The sequence below is a fragment of the Planococcus sp. ANT_H30 genome, from assembly GCF_008369335.1.
GTDB classification, from domain to species: Bacteria; Bacillota; Bacilli; order Bacillales_A; family Planococcaceae; genus Planococcus; species Planococcus kocurii.
Window position 1 is genome coordinate 304,434 of the sequence record NZ_VOBJ01000003.1, and the last position, 26,144, is coordinate 330,577.

The 26,144-nt window shown below is 41.3% G+C and carries 30 protein-coding genes; 1 reads left to right on the forward strand and 29 read right to left on the reverse strand.

Annotated elements, in window-relative coordinates; translation table 11 throughout:
* Positions 1 to 13: 13 nt before the first annotated feature.
* From opp3C to FQ085_RS09955, 3 genes are all read right to left on the reverse strand, one after another.
* The gene (opp3C, locus tag FQ085_RS09945) at positions 14 to 1,072 is read right to left on the reverse strand and encodes an oligopeptide ABC transporter permease (RefSeq protein ID WP_058386638.1); all 1,059 of its coding nucleotides are present in this window, start codon (positions 1,070 to 1,072) and stop codon (positions 14 to 16) included.
* Positions 1,069 to 1,998: an ABC transporter permease gene (locus FQ085_RS09950; protein ID WP_058386639.1), complete on the reverse strand. Its 930-nt coding sequence runs from the start codon at positions 1,996 to 1,998 to the stop codon at positions 1,069 to 1,071. Before FQ085_RS09950 ends, opp3C begins: the two co-directional genes overlap by 4 nt.
* A 555-nt stretch (positions 1,999 to 2,553) precedes the next feature.
* Positions 2,554 to 4,194, reverse strand: a complete 1,641-nt coding sequence (locus tag FQ085_RS09955) for a peptide ABC transporter substrate-binding protein (protein ID WP_058386640.1) — start codon at positions 4,192 to 4,194, stop codon at positions 2,554 to 2,556.
* A 135-nt stretch (positions 4,195 to 4,329) separates the two neighbouring features.
* On the opposite strand from FQ085_RS09955, the gene FQ085_RS09960 reads away from it, so the two are divergent.
* Positions 4,330 to 4,686, forward strand: a complete 357-nt coding sequence (locus tag FQ085_RS09960; RefSeq protein ID WP_058386641.1) for a DUF3899 domain-containing protein — start codon at positions 4,330 to 4,332, stop codon at positions 4,684 to 4,686.
* Positions 4,687 to 4,858: 172 nt separating this feature from the next.
* Here FQ085_RS09960 and FQ085_RS09965 read toward each other — a convergent pair whose 3' ends face one another.
* The 26 genes from FQ085_RS09965 to FQ085_RS10090 all read right to left on the reverse strand — a co-directional run bounded on the left by FQ085_RS09965 (position 4,859) and on the right by FQ085_RS10090 (position 26,140).
* The gene (locus tag FQ085_RS09965) at positions 4,859 to 5,485 is read right to left on the reverse strand and encodes an NUDIX hydrolase (RefSeq protein WP_058386642.1); all 627 of its coding nucleotides are present in this window, start codon (positions 5,483 to 5,485) and stop codon (positions 4,859 to 4,861) included.
* A gap of 63 nt (positions 5,486 to 5,548) precedes the next feature.
* A complete protein-coding gene (locus FQ085_RS09970; protein WP_058386643.1) occupies positions 5,549 to 6,307 on the reverse strand; it encodes an amino acid ABC transporter ATP-binding protein in 759 nt (252 codons plus the stop codon).
* Between the two features lie 67 nt (positions 6,308 to 6,374).
* A complete protein-coding gene (locus FQ085_RS09975; RefSeq protein WP_058386644.1) occupies positions 6,375 to 7,031 on the reverse strand; it encodes an amino acid ABC transporter permease in 657 nt (218 codons plus the stop codon).
* Positions 7,032 to 7,061: 30 nt separating this feature from the next.
* Positions 7,062 to 8,225 (reverse strand): saccharopine dehydrogenase family protein, encoded by a 1,164-nt coding sequence (locus FQ085_RS09980; protein ID WP_058386645.1) that lies wholly within the window; start codon positions 8,223 to 8,225, stop codon positions 7,062 to 7,064.
* Positions 8,226 to 8,308: 83 nt separating this feature from the next.
* Positions 8,309 to 9,133, reverse strand: coding sequence for a transporter substrate-binding domain-containing protein (locus tag FQ085_RS09985; protein ID WP_058386646.1), 825 nt, complete (start codon positions 9,131 to 9,133; stop codon positions 8,309 to 8,311).
* Positions 9,134 to 9,381: 248 nt separating this feature from the next.
* Positions 9,382 to 9,852, reverse strand: a complete 471-nt coding sequence (locus FQ085_RS09990) for a hypothetical protein (protein WP_058386647.1) — start codon at positions 9,850 to 9,852, stop codon at positions 9,382 to 9,384.
* Between the two features lie 35 nt (positions 9,853 to 9,887).
* Positions 9,888 to 10,559, reverse strand: a complete 672-nt coding sequence (locus tag FQ085_RS09995; protein WP_058386648.1) for an HAD family hydrolase — start codon at positions 10,557 to 10,559, stop codon at positions 9,888 to 9,890.
* Positions 10,556 to 11,290, reverse strand: coding sequence for a hypothetical protein (locus FQ085_RS10000; RefSeq protein ID WP_058386987.1), 735 nt, complete (start codon positions 11,288 to 11,290; stop codon positions 10,556 to 10,558). Before FQ085_RS10000 ends, FQ085_RS09995 begins: the two co-directional genes overlap by 4 nt.
* Positions 11,291 to 11,655: 365 nt before the next feature.
* The gene (locus FQ085_RS10005) at positions 11,656 to 12,006 is read right to left on the reverse strand and encodes a PilZ domain-containing protein (RefSeq protein ID WP_058386649.1); all 351 of its coding nucleotides are present in this window, start codon (positions 12,004 to 12,006) and stop codon (positions 11,656 to 11,658) included.
* Positions 12,007 to 12,026: 20 nt separating this feature from the next.
* On the reverse strand, positions 12,027 to 12,464 hold the full coding sequence (locus tag FQ085_RS10010; protein WP_058386650.1) for a YaaR family protein: 438 nt from the start codon (positions 12,462 to 12,464) through the stop codon (positions 12,027 to 12,029).
* Complete coding sequence (locus FQ085_RS10015; RefSeq protein ID WP_237150192.1) at positions 12,465 to 12,893, reverse strand: DUF6115 domain-containing protein; 429 nt, start codon at positions 12,891 to 12,893, stop codon at positions 12,465 to 12,467. It abuts the gene before it with no gap.
* A 30-nt stretch (positions 12,894 to 12,923) separates the two neighbouring features.
* Entirely contained in the window at positions 12,924 to 13,682 is a 759-nt protein-coding gene (locus FQ085_RS10020) for a FliA/WhiG family RNA polymerase sigma factor (RefSeq protein ID WP_058386989.1), read from the reverse strand.
* Between the two features lie 35 nt (positions 13,683 to 13,717).
* The gene (locus tag FQ085_RS10025) at positions 13,718 to 14,587 is read right to left on the reverse strand and encodes a MinD/ParA family protein (RefSeq protein ID WP_058386651.1); all 870 of its coding nucleotides are present in this window, start codon (positions 14,585 to 14,587) and stop codon (positions 13,718 to 13,720) included.
* Positions 14,580 to 15,680 carry a flagellar biosynthesis GTPase FlhF gene (gene flhF, locus FQ085_RS10030; protein WP_058386652.1) on the reverse strand — a complete coding sequence of 367 codons (1,101 nt, stop codon included), beginning with the start codon at positions 15,678 to 15,680 and terminating at the stop codon, positions 14,580 to 14,582. Before flhF ends, FQ085_RS10025 begins: the two co-directional genes overlap by 8 nt.
* The gene (flhA, locus tag FQ085_RS10035; protein WP_058386653.1) at positions 15,677 to 17,716 is read right to left on the reverse strand and encodes a flagellar biosynthesis protein FlhA; all 2,040 of its coding nucleotides are present in this window, start codon (positions 17,714 to 17,716) and stop codon (positions 15,677 to 15,679) included. The genes flhF and flhA overlap by 4 nt, the downstream gene beginning before the upstream one ends.
* 22 nt (positions 17,717 to 17,738) lie before the next feature.
* Positions 17,739 to 18,827 carry a flagellar biosynthesis protein FlhB gene (gene flhB / locus FQ085_RS10040; RefSeq protein WP_058386654.1) on the reverse strand — a complete coding sequence of 363 codons (1,089 nt, stop codon included), beginning with the start codon at positions 18,825 to 18,827 and terminating at the stop codon, positions 17,739 to 17,741.
* A complete protein-coding gene (fliR, locus tag FQ085_RS10045) occupies positions 18,828 to 19,607 on the reverse strand; it encodes a flagellar biosynthetic protein FliR (protein ID WP_058386655.1) in 780 nt (259 codons plus the stop codon). It lies immediately after the preceding gene.
* A 6-nt stretch (positions 19,608 to 19,613) separates the two neighbouring features.
* Positions 19,614 to 19,883: a flagellar biosynthesis protein FliQ gene (gene fliQ / locus FQ085_RS10050; RefSeq protein WP_049693911.1), complete on the reverse strand. Its 270-nt coding sequence runs from the start codon at positions 19,881 to 19,883 to the stop codon at positions 19,614 to 19,616.
* A 17-nt stretch (positions 19,884 to 19,900) separates the two neighbouring features.
* Complete coding sequence (gene fliP / locus FQ085_RS10055) at positions 19,901 to 20,590, reverse strand: flagellar type III secretion system pore protein FliP (RefSeq protein WP_058386656.1); 690 nt, start codon at positions 20,588 to 20,590, stop codon at positions 19,901 to 19,903.
* The gene (locus tag FQ085_RS10060) at positions 20,587 to 21,234 is read right to left on the reverse strand and encodes a flagellar biosynthetic protein FliO (protein WP_058386657.1); all 648 of its coding nucleotides are present in this window, start codon (positions 21,232 to 21,234) and stop codon (positions 20,587 to 20,589) included. The genes fliP and FQ085_RS10060 overlap by 4 nt, the downstream gene beginning before the upstream one ends.
* 26 nt (positions 21,235 to 21,260) lie before the next feature.
* Positions 21,261 to 22,292: a flagellar motor switch protein FliN gene (gene fliN, locus FQ085_RS10065; RefSeq protein ID WP_058386658.1), complete on the reverse strand. Its 1,032-nt coding sequence runs from the start codon at positions 22,290 to 22,292 to the stop codon at positions 21,261 to 21,263.
* A complete protein-coding gene (gene fliM, locus FQ085_RS10070; RefSeq protein ID WP_058386659.1) occupies positions 22,282 to 23,265 on the reverse strand; it encodes a flagellar motor switch protein FliM in 984 nt (327 codons plus the stop codon). Before fliM ends, fliN begins: the two co-directional genes overlap by 11 nt.
* Before the next feature lie 13 nt (positions 23,266 to 23,278).
* Positions 23,279 to 23,494, reverse strand: coding sequence for a flagellar FlbD family protein (locus FQ085_RS10075; protein WP_058386660.1), 216 nt, complete (start codon positions 23,492 to 23,494; stop codon positions 23,279 to 23,281).
* Positions 23,495 to 23,517: 23 nt separating this feature from the next.
* Positions 23,518 to 24,306: a flagellar basal-body rod protein FlgF gene (gene flgF, locus FQ085_RS10080; RefSeq protein WP_058386661.1), complete on the reverse strand. Its 789-nt coding sequence runs from the start codon at positions 24,304 to 24,306 to the stop codon at positions 23,518 to 23,520.
* A 42-nt stretch (positions 24,307 to 24,348) separates the two neighbouring features.
* Positions 24,349 to 24,804, reverse strand: coding sequence for a flagellar hook assembly protein FlgD (flgD, locus tag FQ085_RS10085; protein WP_058386662.1), 456 nt, complete (start codon positions 24,802 to 24,804; stop codon positions 24,349 to 24,351).
* Between the two features lie 16 nt (positions 24,805 to 24,820).
* Positions 24,821 to 26,140 carry a flagellar hook-length control protein FliK gene (locus FQ085_RS10090; protein ID WP_058386663.1) on the reverse strand — a complete coding sequence of 440 codons (1,320 nt, stop codon included), beginning with the start codon at positions 26,138 to 26,140 and terminating at the stop codon, positions 24,821 to 24,823.
* Between the last annotated feature and the right edge of the window lie 4 nt (positions 26,141 to 26,144).

Here is a 26,144-nt window from a genome sequence, read left to right on the forward strand (position 1 = left end):
GATGGGCCCTCCCCTACTTTCTCATTTTCGGATCTAATGCATCACGCAGTCCATCACCAAGCAGATTGAAAGAAATCATAATAATGCTGATCACTAACGCCGGGAAAATCAATTTATAAGGAAAATAACGCATCGATTTATAGCCGTCTTCAATCAATACACCAAGCGACGCCAGTGGTGCCTGCAAGCCAAGACCGATAAAGCTTAAGAATGCTTCAAAGAAAATAGCAGTTGGAATGGTGAACATCACGGTAACAATAATTGGACCCATCACGTTCGGCAACAAATGCTTTGAGATCAAACGCGGATTTGAAGCACCCAGTGTTCGCGAAGCCAAAACAAATTCCTGCCCTTTTAATTGCAGCACTTGGCCACGAACCACACGTGCCATTCCAACCCAGCCAGTAATGACCATCGCCAAAATAATAGAGGTAATGCCCGGTTCTAGCACCAAGATAAAGAGAATGATGACAATCAAGTTTGGAATCCCCATGAGAATTTCGATAATGCGCTGCATCACATTATCAATGCGTCCTCCGTAAAAAGAAGAAATACCGCCATAAATGACGCCAATCACTAAATCCAAAAAGGCTGCCACCAATGCTATAAACAGCGAGATTTGTGTCCCTTTCCAAACGCGTGTCCACAAATCTCGACCAAATTCATCTGTTCCAAACCAATAATTAATCTGGACATCACGTTCGGCATATTGATCGACACCTTGGGAATTCTGACCGTTAAATCCAAGCCATTCCAAGCCTTGCACTTTCGGCGGCATATTGGAATGCACTAAGTTTTGTTCGCGATAGGAAAAGTCATTCATTCCAGGTCCGATTAGCGCTAAAACAATTAGTAATACAAGCATGATCAATGAAATCATTGCACCTTTGTTTTTAATAAGACGCTGAAAAGCTTCTTTCCAAAAAGATACTGACGGTGTACCAATTTCTTCACTTTTTCGTTGATCCAGTGGTGCTTTAACAAATAAGTCTGACGGAATTTCATCATAAGCATACTGGTTTTGCACCTGCAAATCTTGATGTGAGGGGATTTTCGAAGGTTTTTTTGTCATGCTGAATCCCCCTTATAATTGATGCGTGGATCTAAGAAACTATAAATAATATCGACCACAAAGACCACAAAAATAAACAGCGCACTGTAGAAAATAGTGATTCCCATAATGACGCTATAATCCAATACCAAAATCGATAACGTAAACTGCTCACCAAGTCCCGGTACAGCGAATATTTTTTCAATAACCAAGGTACCTGTCATAATCGATACGGCAAGTGGTCCAAGCATCGTCACAACCGGAATCAGCGCGTTGCGGATAACGTGCTTGACGATAACTTGTTGTTCTTTCAAGCCTTTCGCTCTGGCAGTAATAATGTAATCCTGACCGATAACTTCCAGCATTTCACTGCGGATAAACCGAGCGACAGTTGCAGTAACCGTTACCGATAAAGCAATCGACGGTAACAGTGTACTGGAATATCCTTCCCACAAGGCAACCGGTAGCCACTCCAATTTCACACCAACATAATACTGCAGCAACGCCGCAAAAACGAATGACGGTATCGACATCCCCAATACAGCCAAGGTCACGGAACCATAATCCAAAATAGAATTATGTTTTAAGGCTGAAACGATTCCGAGAACCAGTCCAACAATTGCACCAAAAATTAATGCTTGTAAGCCAATAAATGCCGATGGACCAATCCGGTCGCTGATCATACTCGTCACCGTTCGTCCTTCGTGTTGGAACGAATAACCCAAATCACCTTGAAGTAAGTTTCCAATATACTGTATGTATTGAATGGCGACAGGTTGATCCAATCCATACTTGGCATTTAAAATCGCTAATTGGCTATCCGTTAACTTTTCCGGATTAGTAAACGGTGTACCGGGTAACAGCTGCATCAAGAAAAAAGTCGCTGTCACAATAATGAACAACGTAAGAAGCATAAAGCCAATCCGCTGCAATAAATAACGTTTCATAAGAACACCTCAGTTCTATAATGTGAAAGAAAAGCGCAAGCACCCATGTAGCTCTGCCGGGCATAAGACGCTCTGGCGAAGTGGCGTGTTTTCAGCCGCACAGCTAGAGTGGCTTATGACCCAAAGAGCTGGGTGCTGGAGCTAGACAAGAAAAGCGCAAGCACCCGTGTAGCTCTGCCGGGCATAAGACGCTCTGGCGAAGTGGCGTGTTTTCAGCCGCACAGCTAGAGTGGCTTATGACCCAAAGAGCTGGGTGCTGGAGCTAGACAAGAAAAGCGCAAGCACCCATGTAGCTCTGCCGGGCATAAAACGCTCTGGCGAAGTGGCGTGTTTTCAGCCGCACAGCTAGAGTGGCTTATGACCCAAAGAGCTGGGTGCTGGAGCTAGACAAGAAAAGCGCAAGCACCCATGTAGCTCTGCCGGGCATAAGACGCTCTGGCGAAGTGGCAAAGGCTGTAATAACGCCGAAATGCTGAGCAATCTTAGAGCCATTAAAAATACGAGGATGTCCCGTTAATCGGCTACACCCTCGTATCTATAAGCTGCAAACCTGTTTTATTCTTCGATCGTCACCCATTTATAAGAGAATGAAGCTCCCGTTGGATGCACCAATAGATTTTTGATTTTGCTTCTCATTAAGACAGCAGCACCTTCTTGATAAAGTGGTACGATCGCTGCGTCTTCTTCTAATAGAATTTTCTCAGTATCTAATAGCATTTGGTAACGTTTTTCAAGGTCCGTTTCCGTTCTTGCTGCTGCTACTAGTTTTTCCAATTCAGGATTTGAATAATCCATACGGTTAGCCGATCCACCTTCTAACCACATATCCAAATAAGTCATCGGATCGCTATAATCTGGGCCCCATGAAGATAGAGACAAATCGTATTCAATGGCTTTTTCGATTTCCAAACGCTGAGCGAATGGCACTGCTTTGATATCCAATTTAAGTCCTGGAAGATTGTCTTCCAACTGGGCTTGAATGTACTCAGCTACTTTTTTATGGTCTTCTGAATCGGCAATGTTAATCGAGATGGCTACTTCTGTTGCTCCTGTTTCTTCTAACCCTTTTGTCCAAAGCTTCTGAGCTTCTTCTACTGTTCCTGTATTGAAATCTCCATTCAAGTCACGGAAATCTTCACCCGATGGTGACTTGAAAAAGCCTTTTGGAACCACGCCATTTAATGCAGTAGAACCATTTTTCAAAATAACATCTGTTAAGCTCGCTTTATCGATCGCCATATTTACTGCCTGACGAATGTTTTTATTGCCGAGTACTGGATGATTATGATTAAAGCGAAGGAAAATAATTTCCGGCTCTAAAATTGTGTCAAAGTTCGCGTCGTCTTTGTTTTGATCAACTGCCTCTGAACTCAAGACAATGCGATCCACTTTGTTCGTTTCGTATAAGTTAATCCCTGCTGCTGGGTCTTTGACAACATAAGCGTTGACTGCGTCAAGTTTAACCGTGTCTGCGTCCCAGTAGTCTGCGTTCTTTTCGTATTTCCACCCTTGTTCATGCGTCCAGTCAACTAATGTGAATGGTCCATTGAAAAGGATATTTTCTGCTTCTAGTGCATATTGATCGCCTTGCTCTTCAACAAATTTTTGATTTTGCGGCAAGAATGTTGGGAACGTCATTAGTGACTGGAACAACGGGTTCGCTGCTTCTAATGTAACTTCCAATGTTTTCTCATCAATTGCTTTAACTCCTAATTCTTCCGCATCCATTTCTTCATTCATGATGGCTTCAGCATTTTTGATTCCAGCTGTTACGAACATGAAGTTATACGGGCTTGCATCTTTCATAACGCGTTTCCAAGCATATTCAAAATCTTGAGCGGTAACCGGATCACCGTTACTCCAATTAGAATCGCGCAAAGTAAACGTATGAACGCTTTGATCCTCGTTCTCTGTGTGGTCTGTTACTAACGCTTCAATTGGTTCATTGTTTTCATCTTGACGGTAAAGACCCTCGTTAACGTTATTCAATACAGTAAAGGCGATTCCATCGTGTGCTTTTGTAGAATCTAAGGTAGGAATGTCTGCTGTGGTCGAAATATTAAGTACTTGTTTAGCTTCTCCTTCTGTTGCATTTTCTTCTTTCGAACTTTCCGAAGAATTGAAATTGCACCCCGATAAGAATAAAACAAATGCAATCAGAATCATGAAAATTTGCGTATTTCTCGTTCTCCCCATTTTCCTACCCCCATTTTTTTGATAATTCTATTTAATCATAATTGTTATTGCATAAATAGGCAACAAGATGTTTAAATTTTCAAAAATATAAATTACGTGGTAATGTTTAGATATGAAAAGAAAGGATCAATACCTATGAATTTCAAAGCTATTTTATTGCTAACGTCATTGAGCACATCAATGCTGTTATCTTTTTTTCTGTATAAAAGTTGGTCTCTTATTAACTGGGCCAATGCTTTGTTCTTGGTTGGACTGCTATTAATTATGATCTATTCGATGATGATTTTAATCGAAGGTCAGTTTTTCACAGCTTTCTTAACGAGTACTCGAAACTTTTTTGCAAAAACAAATAAAAAAGATCAGGTGATTCAAGAAAGTGAAAAACGCTCTCTCATTCCTCTCACTTATCGCAGAGAATTCCCGAACCGAAAATCTTTTTTGCAAATTGGTTTGTTTTTTTGTATTGGCAGTCTGTTGGTTTCCTTCTTTTAATCTCCATGCAAAATCGATGGAGAAAGCGTGTCCGGTCGTATCGGAGAGTTCAACATTATCGGCAACGATTCAATAAAACAGACGGAGAAAAAGAACTTCTTTTTCTCCGCCTGTCTTATTTTAGAAGCCTATGAGACAGCTCCATTTTACGGCACAAAAATTTTGTTGGGAACTATTTTTTTAATGCTAGACCTATCTGCTTTATAACCTTCTTCAAATAATCCTGACTGTGCGGAACTAAATCTTTTAAGCCAATCTGCTTCTTAAATCTGCTACTTTCACCCGCAACTGGGACAAATCCTTCGACCTCTACTTCTTCCTTCTTACCCATAACTAATTCAGCCAGTTCTTCAAATTCCACTTTCGCTATGCCAGAAACTTCTTCTGTCTGCAACTCAAACGCATCGTCATTGTTGTCTTGCTTCCGGTACAAAAAGCAGTGACAGCGCTCATTGTCGGTAAAGTTCAGCAGGTTTATTTGATCTTTAATCATTCCAAGAGAGGTTAGTTCTGCAAAATCGACTTGGAGTCCAAGCTCTTCCTGAACTTCTCGAACGCCGTCTCGAACTGCTTCGTCCGCCATTAAATGACCCGCTGCCGTAATATCGAATAATCCTGGAAAGTCTTTCTTATCTTTACTACGCAACTGCAAGTAAATGATATCTTTATTATTCTCACGACCTACTACCCAGCAGTGAAAAGTTTCATGCCAACACCCTTTTTCATGCACAGTCTGGCGTGTAGCAACTCCTTGCGCAATTCCATTCTCATCGTAAATACGTATTTTTTCATTTTCCATTTTCATACTCCCTTTTCTTCATTGTACAATAACAAACCCGGCCATCTATCGGGCCGGGTTTGTTTAGTCTGCGACAATCGCTTCCACTTTCGATAGAAACTGTTTGGTTCGATCTTCTTTTGGATTTTCAAAAATCTGTTTGGAAGTACCTTGTTCTATAATCAGCCCTTCATCCATGAACACGACGCGGTCGGCAACTTCTTTTGCAAAATTCATTTCGTGCGTCACGATGACCAAGGTCATGCCTTCTTCTGCCAAACTTTTAATAACCAATAGCACTTCACGTACGAGTTCCGGATCGAGTGCTGAAGTTGGTTCATCGAAAAGCATCACTAAAGGATCTAACGCAAGAGAGCGAGCAATCGCTACACGCTGTTGCTGTCCACCTGACAATTGTGCTGGGTAGTGATCAGCCCGATCAGCTAACCCGACTTTGGCAAGCAGTTCAATAGCAATCGCTTTGGCTTCTTCAGGACTTTTGCCATGTATAGCAATCGGACCTTCCATAATATTTTCAATCGCTGTTTTATGAGGAAACAGATTAAACGATTGAAAAACAAAGCCTGTTTTCTTACGCAATTCCCTAATTACTTTTTTGCGGTGACGATCAATTTTGCCTCCCGCGTTTACTTTGTATTCGCCAACTTGAATAAGCCCTTCTGTTGGCTCTTCTAAAAAATTCAAGCACCGCAACAAAGTCGATTTCCCTGATCCACTGGGTCCCATAATGACGACCACTTCGCTTTTATCAATGGTTAAATCGATTCCTTTGAGCACTTCGTTAGCTCCAAATTTTTTGACCAGTCCAGTAACTTTTATCATATGCCGATCAATCTCCTTTTATCCAGTCTTCCCCATTAACAGTGAGCAGACTTTATGCAACCAAATGTTATCTGACCAAGTATTTGGATGATCGAATTTCCAAACGATCCAATAATTTCGTGAAAAATGAGATCAATATCCAGTAAATCGCTGCAGCTACTAAATAAATGGTCAGTGGCTCGAATGTTTTCGCTATGATCAAGCTCGACATCTGCAACAATTCTGTCACCGTGATAACGGACACTAACGACGTATCTTTGATTAAAACAATAAACGAATTGGATAATGTCGGAATCGCAATCCGCAAGCTCTGCGGCAGGATAATTCGCTTTAATGCTTGAGAATAGGTCATTCCCATTGACATAGAAGCTTCCATTTGCCCGTTGTCCACTGCCAAAATAGATGCTCTAAATGACTCTGATAAATAAGCGCCTGCATTTAAACTAAGCGCTAAAATACCGGATGAAATAGGATCTAAGGCGATACCAACTTGAGGCAATCCATAATAAATAACAAAAATTTGTACCAATAACGGGGTTCCACGCATTAAAGACACATAAACATTCGCAATTTCGTTTACTACTTTTACTTTTAAAATACGAATAATGGCCGTCAAGAAGCCGATAACTAACGCAATCAGAATTGAAATAGCTGCGAGAAAAATCGTCATTCCTGTCGCTTTGAGCAACGATGGCAATGAATCAATCACAATTGTAAAATCCATAAATCCTCCCATTAGACAAGAAGTAACACGCTATTCCTTTTCAACGAAAGTTTCTTCTTTATACTCAATCTCAATGCCTAATTGGCTCAATTCAGTTAAAAAAGGATGGAATCGTTCCTGAACGATTAAACCTTCGATTGGAATAACGCCTGTCTCTGTTATTTTTTTAGTGGTAATCCATTGTGAAATGAGTAACGCTGGAATAGCAGTCGTTTTAGCCATCGATGTTATTTTCCGTTCGTGGTCGTATAAATCAATCATTTCCCACGTATGTTTTGTTGAAACCCCGTGCTTGATGCCGCTTACTTCTACTCTTAAAACAGTAATATCTTCAATTGAATGGCCTGACATTTTTGGTATCAAAACTTTCTGAGCGAATAATTTTGGACTGATGACTGTATCTTCAATAGCAACCGGCGTTTCATCCAGAAATCCGAGTTCACTTAATACCCTCATTTTGTCCCAATGCCCAGGGTACCGAACAGTTCGCTCTACTAGGTTTTCTACTTTCCCCTGAAGCATAAAGGCCGTACTGTGGGCGTCGGTAATGACTGTTTCACATAAACCCACTGGCTCAGAAAAAGTCATTTCTACCAAGTCGGATAGCGGAGCCAATTCCATAATTTTTCCGTTTCGAATGATCGTTGCTGGTTTTGTATAAAGTCCAAGTAGACTTTCTAAACGGTAGACGACCTGATACCCTAAAGGCGGATCCGGATATCTCGGAATTCCGCCACAGGCTAGCATTGCTTCTTGTGCTTCGTCCAATAGTTCAATTCCTTGTGCCGCCAAGAAATTGGTGATGCCGGGTGCGACTCCGCAACCTGGGACGATTAAAACCCCTGCTTGCTGTGCTTGTTCATGCAATGCCAATTTTTCTGGAAAATGAGATCCCACCAAATCAACTAAATGACATTTTGAAGAAATGGCTGCCTTTATTGCGGGCAAGCTTAACGAGTGAGGAAGGCAGCCAATCGCTAGGTCAGCACCTTTTAGCACTTCAGCAATATCGGCTTCTGTTGCTAATGCGGCTACTTTACCAATTACTTGCGGATCGTTAGCGATAGCTAGACATTTGTCGATGCTTGCTTGGTTAATATCAACAGCTGTGATGGTTTTTACACCAGCATACTTAGCCAATTCTGTTACTACTGTTGTGCCAATCATGCCTGTCCCTAAAACGAAGATATGCATTTCTCCACCCCTCACTTATGGCGCTTATACAAAAAACATCAAAATTTGTGACAAAGAAATTGTTCCAGACAATCAATGAACGTTTAGTTTTCTAACGGTTCTGTTCCAAACCATTTTTTATAAATTTCATCGTATGTCCCATCTTCTTTCATTTCACTTAAAGCGGCATTGGCTTTTTCGATAAAGTCTTCGTTGCCTTTGTTAACGGCCATGCCAATTTCGTCTTTGTTTAAAATATCGCTTGAAATTTTAATCGGAAGATTTTGTTCTTTAATGTTGTAGCTAATCAGTAATTGATCATTGATGATGACATCTAGACGCTTATTCGTTAAATCTTGAATGTAATCGCCTACAGCTTTGTACAATTTCACGTCAGCGCCTTCTACACTATTCGCCACGTCTTCAAAAGTTGTTCCACCACCAACGCCTACTTTTTTTCCTTTGATGTCTTCAAGCTTTGTAATATCGTTTGTGTCTTCACGTGTAATTAGCACTGATCCTGAAATTACATACGGGTCGGTAAAGTCGACACTCTTTTTCCGCTCTTCTGTCACCGTCATTTGGCTAATGATGATATCGAATTTATCCGCTTTTAGTCCACCGATCAAACCGTCCCATTTGGTTGCGATAAAGTTAGCTTTTACACCGAGACGTTCTGCAATCTCATTAGAAATATCAACGTCAAATCCTTGGAATTCATCTTTATCATCGATGAAATTAAAAGGTGGATACGTACCTTCAAATGCTACATTTAATTCTTTAGATTCTTCCATTCGTTCCAGCACTCCGCCAGATTTTCCTTCTGTTCCACCTTCAGAAGCAGGTTTTGATGTGTCTTCAGCCCCACATGCTGCTAAAAAGCCAAAAATAAATAAGAAAATAATAGCACTGATCGTCGTTTTTTTCATTTTCATTCCTCCATCTTCAAATTGGCTGTCTCTGTTGATTAGTACATAAACGAGAAGATTAAAGCACGTGCGGTGACAAAACCTGTATACGCATAATTACCCGTAACAATCGCCCTGTTTACTTCCATATTTTAGAAACGATTGTCTTCTTATTATTGTCTTAATAAGGAGTAAAGTCAAACAAATTTCAGATTTTTAAGAATATTTTGCATAAAATAAAAAACTTCCACAACTAAGCTGTGGAAGTTTTAATTTTCTTCATAATGGTCGAATGTCGTCTCATCCGGTGCCACATGTTTGATAAATAGCAAATCTTCTTCTGTTACGTCTGGAACAAAAAACTCTGTTCCCCAATGCTCAGAAGTGAAAATAAGCTGGTCCCCACTGATCAAGAATACTGAAAACCATGCCAATCTCTTTTGGTCTATGAGGTGACGTGTCAGCAGAAATTTCATGATATCTGCTGATAGAAAGCCTGTAAAAATCGTCATACCTTGTTTTTCTTTACTTTCGAACAATCCCATTAAGTCAGAAGTGATCTCTCTTATGGCCGTCACTTCCTCATTAAAGCAATGAATTTCAAAAGTGTCGGACTTAGCTAAAAAATACTCCATCAGCAAGAGCCAGTAATCGTAATTTTCTGTAGCGGGTATACGCATAAACTCTGGGTCATCTTTAAATTCGGTCAGTTCAAATTGCAATTGCTTTTTAGGTATCATGTTTGTGCCACCTCCCGCGTTCTCTCTTCGGTCTATTAGTTCTCTGTATTTAAGCGCCTAACCACTTCGCTGATTTCCTGTAAATGATCAATTTCTCCATCTGCCTCCAAGCAGCTCCAATGCTGACTTTTTTTCCAGATCGTTTTCATGCCTATTGCTTTTGCAGCCTGTATATCATTTTTTGGATGATCTCCAATATAGACAGCTTCGTTCGGAGAAACACCGAAACGTGCCAGCGCTTTATGGAAAATAGCCGGATTGGGTTTGGCCATTCCCTCCCATTCAGAAATCAAAAGTTCTTCAAAATACTCGCTAATTTTTAGTGACAGAATATTATCTAACTGAAACTGTCCCCTGCCGTTGGTGATCATCCCTAAACGTAGCGACTGCTTCGCTAAGTTCTTAAGCACCACAGTCAAATTCGGAAACGGTACGCAATGCTTGTTAAAATTGGTTACATAGTCTTCTAATAAGGTTTGCCAAGTTATCCCTTCAATCTCTAACTCTTCAATTAATTGTTGATAAACACGGTCTTTCCAAACGTATCCTTTGGCATCTAATTCGATAAAGCGATTACTAAAAAGAGCCTTAGGTACATGCTTTACGTGTTCATCTAACCGGTTGTATTGTTCATCTACAAACGCTAACAGCGAACTATCCCGGTCCAATAATGTGCCATCCAAATCAAAAATAACCACTTTGATCATTCGACTTCTCCTGTCTCGCTACTTTCTAGATTCAGCTTCTCATAAAACCCTAAAGATGCTAATAAAAATGCTTTATCATACTTTGTTTTCTCATGAATTCTATCTACCCAATCCTCCAGATTTTCTAACGGCTCATCGTGATAAAGTCCCGTGTTTGTACTCAAAAAACTGTTCCAGTTATCAAACTCCCAGTGGCGCGTCTCTCCTTTTTCATACAGCCGAACTTCGACCAGCGGCTCAGGAGAGATATGATGTTGAGAATACTCAGCTGCCGCTAAAAACTGGAGACGTTCCACTGGCTTTACCTTGTAGAGTTGACGGGATTGTTTGCCATTGGGTCGGTAATAGACCATCTCAACCTCTTGACCAACCGACTTTACTTGCACTTCTGCTCCTGGAAAATACCCAGACAATTGACTGCTTGTAAAATTCTGACTGTCTCCATCTATTAAGATGGGCTGGATCCACTGATCACCCAAATCACATAGAAATCTGCGCCCATCCCTGTCTTCAGCTATGATAGCTGCGTGAGCATCTACTGTTCCTAGCTTACTGCCTATTGGATAAGCGTTAACCCGTGCGTCATCAAAAGCTGCTAACAGCCAAATTGCCAAGTCAAAACAATTCCCTGTGATACCGTATTGGTCATGGTGCTGTTTCATGAGCTCGACATCGCGTTGCTTTTGGTCGCCTGATCGCTGATAATACCAAGCTTTTGTCAAAGTCTCCATGGGAAATCCATCAAACTGCTGCCAAACTGAAAGAATCTCTGCGGGCGCTTTTATTTGCTTCACCTTCTTTTTCTTTTTTGTATGCTATTACTTCTCTATATTCTGTAGAAATTCCTGCTGTTAGAAGAACTAAGCTATTTCGAACTCGGTGTACAAGTTTTCATATCCAGTCTATTGACGTCAGCGATTCAGATTCAAGGGCTCTTTTGATCTTTGCTTTCACTTACAAAATGATCTTTTATTTTAGCTCCAAACTAGCTGATGGCATTGAACATCTAACTGTTCTTCAGTAGGCAAAAGGGGCTATCCCAAAAAGTCATTGCTCATGACCTTTTGGGATAGCCCCTTTTCATCAAGTACTAGAGTTAATCCGTCAGAAAACTTTTTCGGTTGCGGATTTGGTAATGGTTTAGTTGCTTGAATAACTCTGAGGAAGTTCCTTGATCCACAGAAAATTCAACCCCGCATTCTACCACGTCGATACCTGTCGCTTTTCGAACAACAGTCCCTTCTATTAAGAAAGCGCTATCTACTAGTTCAAAACTACAGCGTACGCTTTCTCCCAAAGGAATATTAAGTACAGAAGAAAACACTAAACCTCCGGCACTAACATCATAAATTTCGACCGGTAAAAAATTACCTCCGTAAACTGAAACCTTGCCATTCAAAGCCTGGTTGAAAATAACTCGAAAAAATTCGCGACGATTTTCCGACATTTCACTCTCCCCATCCTCGGTCACATATACAAATTTACAAGCAGACCTTTGATTTCTCCTACTAGATCTAAAGTACCGATTCCTTCTTCTTCATTATTCAATACTTCGTCTTGAATTTCAATTAGTTTTTTATCGATTATTTTGATAATTCGTTGGGGTTTTAAGTTACCGCCTGATGTAAGACTTTGCTCATCTGATAAATGTAAACCATAACTCACAGATTCTGAGACAAATTGCTTAACAGCTTGCTTATAATTCACTAAATTTTCAAGTGTACGTTGATTGGCTAATTTTTGACCTTGCGTATCCACATTATTCATCAACTGATTTAACGAATCATTTTGCAGCTTTGACTGAGATTTTCTCATGGCATTTGAGAAAAGTTCGTTCGGCTTGTTACCATTCGTTTGTTTCAACAGCCGGTCGTTTTGAATCGTACTCTGACTATCAATACGCATTTACAGCACCTCTTCTTCTTTTAAATTACTGTACTGCTTATTGTTCATATTAAGGACAAGCTCTACTTCGCCAAAGTCGGCGTGAAGCACTTTAGCAATTTGTCTCGAAGAAAACCCTTGTCTAGACAGCTGAATGATTTTCTCTGTTTCTACAGTAGACTTTTCGGGACTGTCGATTTGTTCAATCTTGGTTTGTTCTAATCGTTCAACGCGTTCGACGAGTTGGGTTTCGCTGTTCTTTATGTAAGTAGTTAATTTATTGTAAAGTTCATTGTTTTCTTCTTCAAGTTGGGCCACAAACTGGGCCATCTTTTCATGAATTTCAGGTGAGCTGTTATTTATGTGCTGTTTTTTTACTATCAGCATCAGCCGTATATTCATTAGCACTAGCCCCGTACTAACTGCTATCAATAGCCATTCCATCCCCATCACCTTAGCCTTCTGTTTGGTAGTTTCACTTCAATAATGATCGTGTACAGATAAAATCGAAGCATGCAGTCGAAGCATAGCTTTTGAGTGAAGCTGTGAAACTCTTGATACACTAACGCCGAGAATTTCGGCAATTTCGGTTAATTTCATTTCTTCAAAATAGCATAATGACACCGTAATTTTTTCTTTTTCAGGCAACCGTTCAATGGCACGAACTAGCGATTCTTTCATCATTCGATCTGATAAATGGCGTTCTGGCGAGCCTACGTGATGGTTTTTCACTGTTCGTCGTTCTTCAAAGTGTTCGTCATCCATTGAAATCATTGTTGATAGCGCTGCTTCTGAAACTGTCTTATTAAGCTCAGCTTTCGTAATACCCAAATACAAACTAACTTCCTCGTCAGACACAGAAGCGCTATTTTGCTGCTCTAATAAAAGATAGGCTTTTTCAATTTTCTTTACTTTTTCTCTAACGGATCGCGGCAACCAATCACTATGTCGCAACCCGTCAATAATCGCGCCTTTGATGCGCCAGGAAGCATAGGTTTCAAATTTCAAATCTCTTTCGATATCGAATTTACTTAAGGCATCGAGTAATCCTTCATAGGCATAGCTGCGGACATCATCTTTTTCCACAGTTTTCGGTAAACTGATCATGAACCGTTGAATCACGTAATCAACCAAAGGAAGATATTGTTCAACCAAGTATTCGCCAGCTTCTGGATCTTGGTGTTGTTGCCAATCGCTCCAGCAGGAGAGTTCTTCTTTTGATAATTTGGGATTCAGCATGATTTTCACCACCATTTCCAAGCGTCAAGCCGCTCTTATTTAAAAAATATTTTCATAATAAACCCTTTCAGTCCCAGTTTATAAGGAACACGGAGATGTAGAAATTCACCCGTTAGTTGACGAATGGCCACTGCCGATTCACTATTCGGATAAACCAGCAGTAGCGGCTGTTGCTTTTTGACAGCTTCTGGCACGTGTAAATCATTTGGGATAGAACCCAAGGCACCAATCTCTTTCCCTAAAAACTGAGCTGCTGCTTGGGTAAAGTTATCAGCTGTTTGTTGTCCTTCTTTGATACTGACGCATTGATTGACTACTAACTTCATATGAACATTTGGATCTTTGCCATGCACCATCTTGACGACTGAATAGGCGTCAGTAATCGACGTTGGCTCAGGAGTAGTAACTAAGATGACGTCATCAGCGGCTAAGATAAAGCGAAGATTTTCGTAGGACAAACCTGCTCCCGTATCCAAGATGATGTAGTCTACTTCACCCTGTAAAGTGGCCAGTTCCTGAAAAAATTTATGCAGTTTGTGATCATCCATTCGAAACAGTTCGTTAAAACCATTGCCCCCTGAAATGAACAGCAAGCCATTTGGACCTTTTTCAATAATATCCCGAACAGCCAAATCTTTTTCAATCATGGAAGCAATGGTTTCACGTGGAATCTGATCAAGTAACACATCAATATTAGCGAATCCCATATCAACATCAAGAATCAATACCTTTTTATCCTGTTCAATAAGGCTTAAGCCAAAATTTAATGCGAAATTTGATTTTCCAACTCCGCCTTTGCCACTAGCGATTGCCAATACTCGTGTTTTTTTAACGGTTTTTTTGCTAGGCTTATCCGATTGCTTTATCAGCATTTTTTCTCTTAACTGGTTGGCTTGATCAAGCATTAGTTTTTTCTCCCAAGATGAAGTCCGCTACTAATTCCGGTGTGCAGGCCATAATGTCATCCGGTACATTTTGGCCATTAGCGATATAGCGTATCGGAATGTCGTAATGGCAAATCAAATTCACGATAGCGCCCGAAGAACTGGTTTCGTCTTTTTTAGTCAATAGCAGTTCATCCATAGAAATGGAGCGGAAATTATTAATTATTTTTTTCATATCTTCGTATTTGGCAGTTAAGCTCAATACTAAGTGAATCTGTACCTTACTATCAGTTGGCAGTAACTGCTTAAGGTCTTCAATATATTGCGTCTGCTGATAATTTCGGCCTGCCGTATCCATTAAGATGATATCGCAGTCATGAAAATCTTCGATTGCTTTCGTTAAATCTGCAGAAGACTCCACTACCTTAACTGGAATATTCAAGATGCTGCCATAGGTTTTTAATTGCTCAACTGCCGCAATACGGTAAGTATCCGCAGTAATCAATCCCACTTTTTTATCCTTTGCAAGCAGATAGCCAGCCGCAATTTTTGCGATTGTCGTTGTTTTCCCAACCCCTGTTGGGCCGATAAAACAAATAATTTCTGGTTGTTGTGTAATTTCATCACACTGATGCGAATCCATCATTGCGACCAATTCTTCACGAGCAAAGCGCTGAACACGCTCTAACGTTTGGTCAGTGTTAAATTCATCTCTTGCGATCAATTTTGCTAGCAAGTCTGTCAAAATATCCGGCGCTATTTCTTGCGCAATCAATTGCTTTTTCAACAACCGAAGAGATTCAGGAAGATCCTCTTCTTTCATCTGTTTCATCATAAATTGTTTCATATTCTTTAACTCATGGATCAATTCTGCTGAGGAGTCTTTTGGATCACTCCACTTTGATGGAGATTTCGCTTCAGTAGGCAATCCTTTTTTCGGCGGGATTGGATCAACGCCAGCTGTGATTTCTAATTTTTCTTTCTTGAAAAAACCTAAAAATCCACCTGTCTTGATTTTTTTGGTATTTAAAATCAACGCATCTTCGCCTAGATCCTTTTTAATCATTGGGAGTGCTTCCGCCATCGTATTGACGATATATGTTTTCAACCTCATGAGACGTTCACCACTCCAACACTTTGAATTTCAATCTCCGGCTCTAGTTCGTTATAGGACAGCACTGGCAGGTCGGGTGCAAAACGCTCGACGAATTGTCTCATGTAAATACGGATAGCAGGAGACGTCAGTAAAATGGGCTGAACGCCGGTTTGCTGCAGTTGCGCCGCTTGTTCTGTGATCTTTTGGAAAATTGTTTGAGAAGATTCTGGATCAATGGACAAGTAATTGCCTTGCTCTGTCCGGTGCACAGAGTCAGCGAATTTCTTTTCAAGACTCGCGCCTGCTGTAATCACTTGCAACGGCTCTTTTGGCGTAGCGTATTGCAAGGTAATTTGACGTGATAGGGATTGACGTACATACTCCGTCAACAAATCTGCGTCTTTTGTTTGCGTAGAGTAATCTGCCAACGTTTCCAAAATGGCCAATAAATTGCGGATAGATACTTTTTCTTTCAAAAGTTTCATTAATACTTTTTGTACTTCACCAATGGTCATTAAATTTGGTACTAACTCTTCGACTACTGCTGGTGCTGTTTCGCGCATATTTTCAATGAGCGATTTTACTTCTTGTCTACCGATTAATTCATGCGCGTGGCGTTTGATCACTTCTGTCAAATGAGTAGACACAACAGACGGCGGATCAACAATGGCGTAACCTGCCATTTCCGCTTCTTCTTTCATGTCCTCATCGACCCATAAAGCAGGCATACCAAAGGCGGGTTCCACGGTTTCAATGCCTTCTACTGATTCGTCGTCAATGCCCGGACTCATGGCTAAGTAATGATCAAGCATAATTTCACCTGATGCGACTTGGTTGCCTTTGATCTTAATCATGTATTCATTCGGCTGCAGTTGGATGTTGTCACGGATCCGAATGACGGGAACGACAATACCTAGCTCCATCGCGCATTGTCGACGAATCATAATAACACGGTCCAGTAAATCGCCGCCTTGATTTTTGTCGGCAATTGGGATTAATCCATAGCCAAACTCAAATTCAATGGCATCCACATGCAGTAAATCAATGACACTTTCCGGACTTTTCATTCCTGCTATTTCTTTATCTTCTTTGCCTATTTCAACTTCCTGTTTTTCCTCAGATTTCAAGGTTTTTTGCATTTGGAAAGCACCATAAGCGATGACACCCGCAATCGGCACAACGAGCATTGGACTGATTGGTGTAAAAACTGCAAACATCACTAACGTTCCGGCCACAATATACAACATCTTTGGATAGGCGAAAAGTTGTTTTGTGATATCTGACCCTAAATTGCCGTCTGATACTGCACGTGTGACGACAATACCCATCGCTGTCGAAATTAATAGCGCTGGAATTTGAGAAACTAAGCCATCTCCAATAGACAGTAGCGTAAACAGCTGCGCTGCTTCTGCAAATGGCAATTTGTGAACCATGACACCGATTAGCAAGCCACCAATGATGTTGATGAGGGTAATAATGATTCCGGCAATCGCGTCTCCTTTAACGAATTTACTCGCACCGTCCATGGCCCCGTAAAAGTCTGCTTCTGAACTTACTTTTTCACGACGGCTTTTTGCTTCTTGATCCGAAATCATTCCTGCGCCGAGGTCGGCGTCAATACTCATTTGTTTACCCGGCATGGAATCGAGCGTAAATCGTGCAGCCACTTCGGCTACTCGCTCGGAGCCTTTCGTAATCACGAGAAACTGGATAATCACTAAGATGAGGAATACCAAGATCCCGATAATGGCGCTTCCTCCAACAACGAACGAACCAAACGTCTCAATCACTTGTCCACCTGTTTGATTGGTCAAAATCGAACGCGTTGTCGAAACGTTTAACCCCAGTCGGAACAAAGTTGTTAACAACAGTAACGTAGGAAAAATAGAAAATTGCAGAGGTTCTTTTGTATTCATAGCCACTAACAAGATCGTTAGTGCCAAACTGATATTGATCATAATCAACACATCTAACAAGAGCGGCGGAAGAGGGATGACCATCATCACCACAATCATGATAACGGCTACCATGATGGCATAATCTCTGAATTTCACGCGGGTCCCTCCTCTATCCGGGTTATCGGATTTTTCCTTTTAATCGGTAAATATATGCTAAAACCTCAGCCACAGCTAGGAACAATTCTTCCGGTACAGCATCCCCAACTTCAACTTGGGCATACAGTGCTCGTGCGAGAGGTTTGTTTTCCATCGTCACAATTCCAAATTCTTTCGCTTTTTCTTTAATCTTCAGCGCCAAATGATCTTTGCCCATTGCGATGATGACCGGAGCCTCCATCGTTTCGGCATCGTACTTGATCGCGACAGCGTAATGCGTGGGGTTGGTGATTAACACATCTGCACTTGGCAGATCCTGTATCATGCGGTTCATGCTCATTTGTCGCTGCTTGTCTTTTATTTTTGATTTGATGAGCGGATCGCCTTCCGCTTTTTTGTATTCATCTTTGATGTCTTGTTTTGACATCTTGATGCCTTTTTCAAATTCGTATTTCTGATAAATGTAGTCTAGGATAGATAAACTCAGCAGGATCAGTCCTGCAATCAAGCCCATTTGGAAAACCAATGAACCGATAAAAGAAAACGAATAGCCAATGCTTTTTTGTGACAGCGTAAATAACTCATCTTTGCCTACCCACAATACGCCAAATGCAGCGCCGCCGATAATGCCGATTTTCAAAAGGGACTTCCCTAACTCGACTAAAGCGCGCATTGAAAATATTCGCTTTGCCCCTTTGATTGGATCTAGTCGTTCAAACTTGGCCATGATGGGGTCTGATGTGAAAATAACACCCACTTGGATAAAGTTTCCGAGAAAGCCGAAGACCATACCGACGAGCATGATAGGCAGCATCAACAAAAAGGCATTCATGGCCATCTGCTCAAACAAGGTACGAATGGTGGCCGGTGTTATTTCCCAGGAAATATATTGCGTAAAGTGAATCCGGTAAATAGCTAAAATTCGGTCCATCATCCAGCCACCGAGCGAATTCAGCAGCACAATCCCCCCGATAATAATCATGGCAGCTGCGACTTCCGGGCTTTTGGCTACTTGGCCCTTCCGCTTGGATTCTTGCCTTTTTTGCGGTGTCGCTTTTTCAGTTTTCTCACCCGCAAAAAATTGCAAATCCAAGGGATATCTAGTTGCCACTTACGTTCCTCCTAACAAACGAATCAGTTGAGCCATACTCACCAAGAGTTTCTCAAAGAGAACCTGCAGGATATAGAAAAACACGGGCATGGTTAGAAAAAGCATGATAAAACCGACAAAAATTTTCAACGGCAACCCGACAGCGAATATATTCAGCTGAGGCACCGTTTTCGCCAAAATACCAAGGGCAATATCCACTAAAAACAAAGCGCCAACGATTGGCAAGGCAATTTGCAACGCAATCAAGAACATTTCTGCAAACAAGCCCGTCATAAATTGTGCGATGTCTTCAGCTTTCACCGAAATAGCTAATCGCTCTACCGGAAACACGCGCAGGCTTTGCATCACACCGTCTAACATCAAATGATGACCATTTACAGTTAACAAGAACAACAACGCCATCATGTACTTGAAATGACCGATAATCGGCACTTGCGCACCGGTTTGTGGATCCAGCACGTTGGCCATCGAAAAGCCCATTTGAAAATCAATAAAAGCGCCTGCAATTTGAACCGTGTACAACACGAGAGCTGCAGTGAAGCCGAGTGCCAAACCCGTCGCCAGCTCTTTAATAATTAACAAAAGATACGTCGAGTCCAAAAGAATCGTTTCGCCCATAGGCAAGGTCGACACAGCGACAAACGCTAAAAATGCTGCGATGCCTACTTTGAATTGAGCGGGCACCCCTCGCATTGAGAAAATAGGAGCAATTAGAAAAAAACTAGTTAAACGGACGAGCATGAGTAAAAAATAAGGCAAGATATCAAAAATTTTGTCCATGTCCGTTTACCCGATAATTCTTGGCAGCTGCTCAAACAAGTCCCGTGTGTAATCTAGCAACAAGGTCAACATCCACGGGCCAAAGACCACGAGCGAGATAAAGACCGCCAGTATTTTCGGGATAAACGCTAAGGTTTGTTCTTGAATTTGTGTCATCGCTTGGAACACGCTGACCAATAATCCAACAGCTAACGCAATGAGCAGCATTGGAGCGGATATAAGAATCACTGTAAAAATTGATTGTTCCGCTAGTTTGATCACCATATCTGGAGTCATTCGTATTCTTCCTTTCGTCAAAAGCTGACCAGCAGCGATTCGATTATTAAGTACCAGCCATCGACCAACACAAATAGCAATATTTTAAACGGTAACGATATCATGACTGGCGGCAGCATCATCATCCCCATTGCCATCAACGTACTGGCGACAACCATATCAATGATTAAGAAAGGAATAAAAATAACAAACCCAATTTGAAAAGCAGTTTTCATCTCACTAATAGCAAATGCCGGAACCAATGAAGTTAGCGGAATCTCTTCAATGCTGTCAGGTTTTTCTAGCTCCGCGTATTTAAAAAACAAAGCCAAATCTTTTTCTCTTGTATTTTTTGCCATAAATTCTTTTAATGGCACAATAGCGGTATCCAGTGCTTCTTGTTGCGCCATGTCGCCATCTAAATACGGTTGAAGTGCAGTTTCATTCATTTCTACTACGATAGGAGACATGACAAAAAATGTTAGAAATAGTGCCAAGCCAACCAATACTTGGTTCGGTGGCATCGACTGTGTACCGAGTCCAGTTCGCACGAATGACAAAACGATGATGATCCGCGTAAAACTAGTCATCATAATTAGAATTCCTGGAGCTAAAGACAAAATCGTTAGCAGGAAGAATAATTGAAGCGTTGTTGAGACATCTTCAGGGGACTCTGCGCCAAAATCAATGCCCGGAATATTAATAGCAGATAAGATTTCCGGAATCATAGCGGACGTCCTTCCTTGTCTTGCGTTTCTTTTTCAAACTCATCTTCAAGCGCTTGTTGTTGGGCTTTTTGTTTGTTTAAGCTTTGCTTAAATAACTGATCAAAGCCATTTTTTTGCGCTTTTTTTGAAAAACCTTCCATCTTTTTCTTTGTTAAATCAAACAAGTTTTTCGATAATGCGGGTTGTTGCTGCTCAAAGTCTTTTTCAATGTTGTTAATTTCCATCGCATCTGAAAATTCCTTGATGAGCGTTACTTCATCACCCACGCCAAGTAAGTACATCTGGCTGCCAATTTTCACCACTTGCAGCGACTTGTTATTGCCCAGCGGCGTACCACCCATCAGTTTAACGGCTTGGTTCGGTTGCAGGTTTTTCTGACGTGCCGCTAAAAACTTAATAAGTCCATAAATCATCACCACAATCAACAACGTATAAAAGATTAATTGAACAATAATACCGGCTAAGCTTTTTTCTTCTACCGGTGCTCTTTCTACATCATCAACGGGTGTTTTTTCTACCGGATCTTCATTATTTAGCCATTCCACCACATTCGGACTGGCTTGAACAGCTAGTGGTACCGACATTGCGCTCAAAAACAACAGCGCTAAGAGCAATGGCATCCACATATAACTTGACTTAGGCACTCTTAGTAAACTCCTTTTATCCATCATTAACGTAGTTTTGAGATGCGTTCAGCTGTGCTCAATACATCTGTTACCCGGACACCGAAGTTCTCATCAATGACAACTACTTCTCCAACTGCAATCAATTTATTATTGATTAAGATATCAACGGGTTCTCCTGCTAATTTATCCAATTCAATAATAGACCCTTGCGAGATTTCCAGTATTTCCTTGACCACTCGTTTTGTACGGCCTAGCTCCACAGTGACTTGGAGCGGAATATCCAATAACATATTCAAATTATTCGGTGCAGATGGCGCTGTTTCCGTATTGTCGAAGCTTGAAAACTGAACATTTTGTACGGTCGGTGTTGCTTGAGCCTGCTCATTTAGCCCATCATCTGATTGCTTTGGCATTTCACTTGTCTCCTTTAGTTCTTGCGGATTAAACGGTGCCGTTAAAATCTCCACCAAGGTTTTTGCAAGTGGTAGAGGCAAACATAAACAAAAACGGATGTTTTGCTTTCCGCTAACATTCAACTGAAATTCCGACTCTGTAAACCACTGCTCTTTCGTAAAGTTAGCTAACGAAAATTCACCCGTTTGGTCCACAACGTCCATACCCGACAAAGAGTAAGCAAGTTCTTTTTCTAACAGCGCTGACATCGACTGTGCCACTGAATCAAACATTTTACTAACCAACTCTTGAACCGCTTGAAATTCTGTTTGGTCCTCTGTAGTCTTTAATGCAGCATCCATGTCCTTTTTAGAAACAGCAAGAACCTGCATTCCGCTAGCTGAACCCGTATATTCACCAAGCGCCACATAAAACGGTGCGCCGATAGAACCAAATACAGCATCTCGACTGGTCACAGTTAGCGTTGGAGAAGTGACAAAAACCTGTTCTGCAAGCAACGACGTGAGTAAAGCAGCCGAACCTCCTAGAGACGTGTTCAATAATTCGATGATAGCTTCTGTCTCTGTTTTTGATAATGCGTTTTCAGGCATCGCCTTTCCTCCTGTCTTCTGGTAATCCGAAGAATTTTTACGTTCTTCTGGAGAATGATGATTAGTCGTCATCAAATTGAACTCCTTGAATCGATAGTTCTGTTACCTGTACAGCCATCCGACCTTTTGAAACACCAGGTTGGGCATAAAATTTTAATTTGTTGTCTACTTGAAGCGTGACAGGTGACTCGTAAGATTCGTCCAAACGAATGACATCGCCATTTTTCAGGTTCAGGAAATCTCCAAGTTCGATCGTTGATTTTCCCAGTACCGCTTTGATTTCCATTTTGGTGCTTTGCAGCTTTTCTTCTAACGCTTCCATTTCATGTGTTTCAACAGCCTTTTTTTGGTTTGCCAGCCAATGTTTCGCTGACAGCTTCGGCAAAATTTGCTCGAGCACTGTGTGAGGCAAACAGATATTGATGATGCCTTCTGCGTGTCCAATTTTTGTTTGCAACTTGATTAAAATGACCGTTTCGTTTGGAGGAGAAGTGGTTAGGAATTGTGAATTCACTTCAATCTCTCTGAGTTCTGGAGACAGTTTCACTACAGATGACCAGGCTTCTTCAAAACAATCCAGTGATTTTGAAAACACCCGTTCAATGACGCTGATTTCAATTTCAGTCAACTCACTGTCCTTCTGCAAGAGATTGCCTTGCCCGCCCAGTAGCCGGTCAAACATGACATATACCACCTCTGGAGAAAAATCCATCACCATGCTGCCCTGTAGCGGTGTTGCTTCAAAAACACCCAACATCGATTTTTTTTGGACATTTCGAACAAATTCTTGATAAGAAACCTCTTCAACTTTTTCAACGGTCACTTGAACAAATGTTCGAAGCTGTGCCGAGAAATAAGAAGTCAACAAGCGCGAAAAATTCTCATGGATACGCGATAAGGTACGGATTTGATCTTGTGAAAAACGTAACGCTTTCTTGAAATCATATGCTTGAACATTTCTTTTTTTATCAATCACTTTCGGTTCTTGATTGCCCATTGCCGAAAGGATGGTTTCGATATTTTCATTTGATAAAACGTCTGTCAACTTGATTGCCTCCTCATTCGTCTAGGTTCGGCTCATGCAAACGAGGTAAAATGTTCAGCTTCCGGTAATAATCGGTTACTTTGTCCATAACTTCCTCTACAGTTTCCAGTACATGGACTTTCTTACCGGTTGTTAACGTCACCACTGTATCCGGTGTCGATTCTAGTCGCTCGATATAGATTGCGTTTAATACGATAGATGAACGGTTTAACCTAGTTAAGTTAATCATTTCGATGGACTAAGCTCCTTCCATTAACGTTTTAGGTTCATAATTTCCTGTAAAATTTCATCAGAAGTGGTAATGGTTTTTGAGTTAGCTTGGAATCCGCGTTGCGCTATAATCATTTCCGTAAACTCTTCCGTTAGGTCAACGTTGGACATTTCGAGCATGCCAGAACCGATTTCTGTTTTAGCGGCTGTAGCTGTTTGTAAAACTAAACCACCCGCACTCGCTATTTCCGTCATCTCGTATAGTGAGCCACCAAACTTGCGAAGACCTGAAGGATTTTCAGGTTTTGATACGCCGATAGAAGAAATAGTTGTTTCATTACCGTTTGCCGCTTTACCAATCACTTCACCCAATCGATTAATACTAAATGATTCATAGGTTTTCGCATCAATGTTAATCGCGTTTCCGGCATTGTTCAAAACCTTATACCCTTGAGCTGTTACTAAGTCGCCTGCAGCTGTTACCGTGAAATTTCCTGCACGCGTTAAGTATCGTCCTGCCGTACCAGTAGCTTCTGGGTCTTGCACAACGAAAAAGCCGTCTCCCATAATGGCAAGATCAGTTCCCACCCCCGTAGACATTAATGAACCTGCATTGTGATTGACGTTGATGGAAGAAGTTACCGAACCTAGACCCACTTGCATCGGATTCGCACCACTACTCGACATATTCTGGCTTAACAAATCTTGAAAATTAATGGTGCTTTTTTTGTAGCCGACTGTATTAACGTTAGAAATGTTATTCCCGATAACATCTAACTTTGTTTGGAAGTTTTTCATACCTGACACACCTGAGTACATTGAACGTAACATTTAATTTTCCCCTTTCAAGAACCGCGTTTCATCCACCATGGATTACACAGTTTCTTGTTTATTAGCTGGTGCTGTCGTTTTTTCAATATGAATGATTGAGTTGATTGGCACTTTTACATCTGATCCTTCAAGCTCTGCCATTACTTCTCCGTTTTTACTGGACAAGGCTTTGACAATTCCTTCACCTGACGCTGTTTCGGACTGCCACTTAACCGATGTTCCGATTAAATGCGCATAATCTGCCAATGACGAATTTCCTTGATTGTTGACGAATTGCGTCATCGTTTTATTTAGATTGGTCAATTGTTCGAGGCTTGTAAATTGAGCCATTTGGCCAATAAATTCGGTGTCCTTTAACGGCTCCATCGGATCTTGGTGTTGCATTTGAGTCACTAGAATTTTAAGGAATGCATCTTGTCCAAGTGCATTTGTTGGTGCCGTCTTGGCCACTGGCGCTGCGGCAGTAGCCGCTCCCGTTGTCGCTGTCGAAATGTTCATCCAAACACCCTTTCTTCTATACGGTGTAATCTACTTTTGGTAAGCCTTCAGGCAATCGCTTTGTTGTTTCTTTAACTACGTCTTCTTCAGACTGAAAATAGCTATGACCACTACGCGAATTTTTACTTTGTTGTTGCGTAAACCGCTGTTCTGCATGAGGTTGTTGCTGATTAAAAGGCTGCTGTGGGCTTTGTTCGAGCACTTCAATTTTTTCAACTTCCACACCCTGTTGAATCAATGAAGTTCTCAACTGATTTAGCTGAAGTTCAATCGCTTCTTTTGCCATCGGTGTGCTTGCCATAATTTGAGCGGCTAGCTTGCCATTGGTTGATGTCAATAAGATTTCAAGGTGTCCCAAATGTTCCGGGAAAATATTAACACGCATTTTCATACCTTCTTGGCCGTCGACTAAGCGCATTGAATTTTTCAACATCCCGCCGAGGTCTTCTAGAAGATTGGGTAAACGTACTAATGGAACTGGCTGTAGACTGGCTTCTGCTTTTACAAGAGTCCCGGCAACCTTTCCAGCATCTGCTGTCATCGTTAAAGGCTGCGCAGCTAGATCTGGAGTCGCTTTCACTTCTATGGATTCTTTGGGAGTTTGAAGTTCTTCTCCACTTTGGAGCTTCGGAACAACCTTCCCTTCTCCTGCTTCAAGTTCTTTTAACGCCTCTTGCATTTCAACAGACACCTTAGAACTGTTGCTCACTGGCTTCAGTAATTCACCAACAAGTGTGGGAATATCCTTTACCGCACGACTTTCTTCACTAGACGCTATAACCGGCTTTAGTTGAAGACTCGTAGTGATTAGGGCTTGTTGTTTTTCAAGCATCCCCAACAAATCATCGAGTTGTTTAGAAAGTTGTGTTAGGCCATTAACGCTTGTCTTATTCGCTTTTCCTTCTACCTCGTTCAGCATCAGGGATTTCACAGTTTCTCCAGCTGATTGTTCGACTAAAATTTGGAGCTGCTGTTGTATTTTCTGAAGCAGTGGAACGAGTTGACTAGGATCTTCTGATGCATTCGCAGCTACCTGACCGGGCGCTGCCAAACCAGTTGGCTTGTTGTCAGCCTGCAGTTGCTGCAACTGCAGAATGGCGTATTGAATTTCCTGCTGCTCAGTTGTTGGCTCTTCAACTAGTAGTTCTTGTAAAGACGCTAGCACAGATTCCACGTTTTCCAACAGGTTTTCTGTAGGTGCTTGTGGTTCGCTAACAGGTGGAAGTGCCAATGATTCCAGTAAAGAAGCAAATGCCGCTTGATTCACAACAGGTTTCGAAGTTGTTTTCGTGACAGGGCTAATGGTTTGTTGAAACGTCGGCTTTAAAGCTTCCATACGT

Excerpts from the sequence above, each read along its gene's own strand:
- opp3C (WP_058386638.1), bottom strand. The coding sequence starts at position 1,072 with ATGACAAAAAAACCTTCGAAAATCCCCTCACATCAAGATTTGCAGGTG.
- FQ085_RS09950 (WP_058386639.1), bottom strand. The coding sequence starts at position 1,998 with ATGAAACGTTATTTATTGCAGCGGATTGGCTTTATGCTTCTTACGTTG.
- FQ085_RS09955 (WP_058386640.1), bottom strand. The coding sequence starts at position 4,194 with ATGGGGAGAACGAGAAATACGCAAATTTTCATGATTCTGATTGCATTT.
- FQ085_RS09960 (WP_058386641.1), top strand. The coding sequence starts at position 4,330 with ATGAATTTCAAAGCTATTTTATTGCTAACGTCATTGAGCACATCAATG.
- FQ085_RS09965 (WP_058386642.1), bottom strand. The coding sequence starts at position 5,485 with ATGGAAAATGAAAAAATACGTATTTACGATGAGAATGGAATTGCGCAA.
- FQ085_RS09970 (WP_058386643.1), bottom strand. The coding sequence starts at position 6,307 with ATGATAAAAGTTACTGGACTGGTCAAAAAATTTGGAGCTAACGAAGTG.
- FQ085_RS09975 (WP_058386644.1), bottom strand. The coding sequence starts at position 7,031 with ATGGATTTTACAATTGTGATTGATTCATTGCCATCGTTGCTCAAAGCG.
- FQ085_RS09980 (WP_058386645.1), bottom strand. The coding sequence starts at position 8,225 with ATGCATATCTTCGTTTTAGGGACAGGCATGATTGGCACAACAGTAGTA.
- FQ085_RS09985 (WP_058386646.1), bottom strand. The coding sequence starts at position 9,133 with ATGAAAAAAACGACGATCAGTGCTATTATTTTCTTATTTATTTTTGGC.
- FQ085_RS09990 (WP_058386647.1), bottom strand. The coding sequence starts at position 9,852 with ATGATACCTAAAAAGCAATTGCAATTTGAACTGACCGAATTTAAAGAT.
- FQ085_RS09995 (WP_058386648.1), bottom strand. The coding sequence starts at position 10,559 with ATGATCAAAGTGGTTATTTTTGATTTGGATGGCACATTATTGGACCGG.
- FQ085_RS10000 (WP_058386987.1), bottom strand. The coding sequence starts at position 11,290 with ATGGAGACTTTGACAAAAGCTTGGTATTATCAGCGATCAGGCGACCAA.
- FQ085_RS10005 (WP_058386649.1), bottom strand. The coding sequence starts at position 12,006 with ATGTCGGAAAATCGTCGCGAATTTTTTCGAGTTATTTTCAACCAGGCT.
- FQ085_RS10010 (WP_058386650.1), bottom strand. The coding sequence starts at position 12,464 with ATGCGTATTGATAGTCAGAGTACGATTCAAAACGACCGGCTGTTGAAA.
- FQ085_RS10015 (WP_237150192.1), bottom strand. The coding sequence starts at position 12,893 with ATGGGGATGGAATGGCTATTGATAGCAGTTAGTACGGGGCTAGTGCTA.
- FQ085_RS10020 (WP_058386989.1), bottom strand. The coding sequence starts at position 13,682 with ATGCTGAATCCCAAATTATCAAAAGAAGAACTCTCCTGCTGGAGCGAT.
- FQ085_RS10025 (WP_058386651.1), bottom strand. The coding sequence starts at position 14,587 with ATGCTTGATCAAGCCAACCAGTTAAGAGAAAAAATGCTGATAAAGCAA.
- flhF (WP_058386652.1), bottom strand. The coding sequence starts at position 15,680 with ATGAGGTTGAAAACATATATCGTCAATACGATGGCGGAAGCACTCCCA.
- fliR (WP_058386655.1), bottom strand. The coding sequence starts at position 19,607 with ATGGACAAAATTTTTGATATCTTGCCTTATTTTTTACTCATGCTCGTC.
- fliQ (WP_049693911.1), bottom strand. The coding sequence starts at position 19,883 with ATGACTCCAGATATGGTGATCAAACTAGCGGAACAATCAATTTTTACA.
- fliP (WP_058386656.1), bottom strand. The coding sequence starts at position 20,590 with ATGATTCCGGAAATCTTATCTGCTATTAATATTCCGGGCATTGATTTT.
- fliN (WP_058386658.1), bottom strand. The coding sequence starts at position 22,292 with ATGACGACTAATCATCATTCTCCAGAAGAACGTAAAAATTCTTCGGAT.
- FQ085_RS10075 (WP_058386660.1), bottom strand. The coding sequence starts at position 23,494 with ATGATTAACTTAACTAGGTTAAACCGTTCATCTATCGTATTAAACGCA.
- flgF (WP_058386661.1), bottom strand. The coding sequence starts at position 24,306 with ATGTTACGTTCAATGTACTCAGGTGTGTCAGGTATGAAAAACTTCCAA.
- flgD (WP_058386662.1), bottom strand. The coding sequence starts at position 24,804 with ATGAACATTTCGACAGCGACAACGGGAGCGGCTACTGCCGCAGCGCCA.
- FQ085_RS10090 (WP_058386663.1), bottom strand. The coding sequence starts at position 26,140 with ATGGAAGCTTTAAAGCCGACGTTTCAACAAACCATTAGCCCTGTCACG.